Below are 3,037 nucleotides of genomic sequence, written 5' to 3'. Positions count from 1 at the left end.
GGTATTAGGAAGAGAGTGATTGCTGGGAAGGCGACGAGGATGACCACTCGGACGATGTCTGAGGTTACGAACCACATGACGGCTTTGTAGGTTTCGACCATGGGGGTTGAGCGGTCCATCGCGTTGATAATGAACAGGTTCATGCCCACAGGCGGGGTAATCAGGCCGACTTCGACCACGATCAGCACCAGAATGCCGAACCAGATCGCCACGTGTTCTGTGCTCATGCCAAATTCGAGCGCTGAGATCACCGGAAAGAAGATCGGGATGGTCAGCAGGATCATCGACAGGCTGTCCATCAGGCAACCAAACACCAGGTAAAACGCCAGGATCATGATCAGCACGGTCCAGCTGCTAAACCCCTGCCCCACAACCCATTCTGACAATTCCTGTGGCACTTGGCTTAGCGCTAGGAACGAGTTGTAGAACGCCGCGCCGAGCACGATGAAGAAGATCATCGCGGTGCTTGTGGCGGTGGCGATGATGCTTTCCTTGAACACCTCCCAGGTGAGGTTGCCCGAGATCAGCGCAATCACACCGGTACCCGCCGCGCCGACGGCCGCGCCTTCGGTGGGGGTAAACCAGCCAAGATAGATGCCGCCGACAACCAGACCAAAGACCAAAACCACCGGCCAAACGTCGATCAAGGCTTTGATCCGTTCCGGCATTGGGATCGGCTCACGCGTGCCCGCGCTTTCGGGGTTTACGCGCACGTAAATCGAGATGGTGATGATATAGCCAATCGCCGCCAGAATGCCGGGGATGAACGCCGCGAGGAACAGTTTGGCGATGTTTTGTTCGGTCAGGATCGCGTAGATCACCAAGATCACGCTTGGCGGGATCAGGATGCCAAGCGTGCCGCCCGCCGCCAAGGTCGCGGTGCTAAAACCACCCGCATAGCCGTATTGGCGCAACTCAGGCAAAGCGACCCGGCTCATCGTGGCGGCCGTCGCCAAAGACGATCCACAGATCGCGCCAAAGCCCGCACAGGCCCCAACGGCCGCCATCGCCACGCCGCCTTTGCGATGCCCAAGCCAGCTTTCGGCGGCCTTGAACAGTGCCGAAGACATGCCCGACAGCGTCGCAAATTGCCCCATTAACAGGAACATCGGAATGATGGTCAGCGAGTAGCTGGAAAAGGTCGAATAGGTCTCGTTTTTGAGCTTGGCGAGCACCATCGTGCTGCCGCCCATGGCAAAATAGAGCCCGCCCATCCCGCACAGCATCATCGCCAAACCAATCGGCGCGCGCAGGAAGATCATCACCAGCAGAACGGGAAAGGACAGATAGCCCATCTCAAGCATAGTCAATGGGACGCTCCTTCGGAGTAAGGCAAAAAGTGTCGTTTGGTCAGGGTTTCGGCGATGCGCGCCCCGGCCGTGTAGATCGCGGTGATCGTCGCCACACAGGCGGCAAAGAAGCTGGCCGCATAGGCCCACCAGATCGGGAATTGCAGCAAGAAGGTCGTCTCGCCGTAGTCGTATTTGTTCATCAGCCCCTCATAGAGCCGCCAGGTGATCAGGATCATGATGATGGCAAAGATCACCTCCCAGAACGCCTGAATGATCTTGTTCACCCGCGCCGACAGGAAAGAGGTAAAGATATCCACCGTCGCATGGCCGCCATACAATTTGGCCACCGGCAGGAAAGAAAAGATCGCAAAGGCCACCCCGGCCTCAACCAGCTCAAAGTCGCCGGTGATCGGGCCAACACCCGTCGCAATCAACGCATCCCCAAGCCCCTCGGGCATAAACCCGGCATGGCCCAATGTGTTCAATCCGCGCCCCAAGACGCTGGTGCAGGTCAGGATGACCAAAGCCGTCAGAACCAGCCCGCCGATGATTGCCATCACCCGCGCCAGACGTTCCATCCATTTTAACATGAGAGTTTCCTTTGGATCGAAAAGGGTGCCCCAGCCCGGTTAGGCCGGGGCAGTCCGATCAGTTTCCCAAAATCTTACTTGGTGTGGCTCTTACTTGGTGTGCTTGGCGATAAGTTCGGCAGCACGGGCCTTAAGCGCCGTCCCGTCGAGACCCTTTTCATCCATCTCAGCAACCCAAGCGTCGGTGGTCGCAGCAGCCGCCGCTTTCCATTCGTCAACCTGAGCGTCGTCCAACACGATGATATTGTTGCCACGTTCCATGGCTTGCTTATGCGATGGCGCATCGTCCATCTGCATCTGCTTGCCCGCAAAGCCCGAGAATTCGAGGCCGGAGTTGGCGTCAATCACCGCTTTGAGATCATCAGGAAGCGCATTGTAGCGGTCCTTGTTCATCGCAAAGATAAAGCTGGTGGTGTAAAGAACGTCGTCGCCAAAGGTGGTGTGGTTCTCGACCATTTCGTTGACCTTAAGCGCACCGGTGACTTCCCACGGGATGATCGTCGCGTCGATCACACCTTTGGACAGCGCCTCAGGCACCGCCGGAACCGGCATGCCAACCGGCGTCGCGCCAAAGTTGGAGAACATCTTGTTGGTCACGCGGGTTGGCGCGCGCAGCTTGACACCATTGAGGTCCGACACCGAGGTGATCGGCTCTTTGGAGTGGATGATGCCCGGGCCATGCACCCAAAGACCAAGCACTTTGACCTGCTTGAAATCATCGTCAAGCATGCTCTCTTCGGCCAGTTCCCAATAGGCGCGCGACGCAGCCTCGGCATTGGTCATGGTAAAGGGCAGCTCGAACACTTCGGCGCGTGGGAAACGGCCGGGGCTATAGCCCGCAACGGTCCAGGTAATGTCGGCAACACCGTCAACAACCTGATCAAACAACTGCGGAGGCGAACCACCCAGCTGCATCGCCGGAAAGCGCTGGATCTCAATGCGACCGTCACTATCGGCCTCAACCTTATCCGCCCAAACATCCAGAATGTTCTTGGGAACATTGGCCTGCGCTGGCAAAAACTGATGCAGTCGCAACGTGACCTCAGCGGCAAACGCACCGCTCGCCAAAACACCACTCGTGATCGCCGCTAAAGCAACCGTCTTCAGGAAAGTCCTGCGAAGTGTCATAATTTCCTCCCTTATGACCTCGTGTCG

At 57.6% G+C, this 3,037-nt stretch carries 3 protein-coding genes; all 3 read right to left on the bottom strand.

Annotated elements, in window-relative coordinates:
* Window positions 1-1,310, bottom strand: a 1,310-nt coding sequence (locus Q1A43_RS22350; protein ID WP_299939048.1) for a TRAP transporter large permease, incomplete at its 3' end; no start/stop codon positions are given.
* Window positions 1,307-1,882 (bottom strand): TRAP transporter small permease, encoded by a 576-nt coding sequence (locus Q1A43_RS22345; RefSeq protein WP_299930719.1) that lies wholly within the window; start codon window positions 1,880-1,882, stop codon window positions 1,307-1,309. The genes Q1A43_RS22345 and Q1A43_RS22350, both read right to left, overlap by 4 nt.
* A 90-nt stretch (window positions 1,883-1,972) precedes the next feature.
* Window positions 1,973-3,010: a TRAP transporter substrate-binding protein gene (locus Q1A43_RS22340; protein ID WP_299930716.1), complete on the bottom strand. Its 1,038-nt coding sequence runs from the start codon at window positions 3,008-3,010 to the stop codon at window positions 1,973-1,975.
* Between the last annotated feature and the right edge of the window lie 27 nt (window positions 3,011-3,037).

The sequence above is a fragment of the uncultured Pelagimonas sp. genome (assembly GCF_947498515.1).
Lineage (GTDB): Bacteria > Pseudomonadota > Alphaproteobacteria > Rhodobacterales > Rhodobacteraceae > Pelagimonas.
The sequence above is the reverse complement of the archived record's forward strand: the minus strand, read 5'-3'. Positions and strand labels throughout refer to the sequence as shown.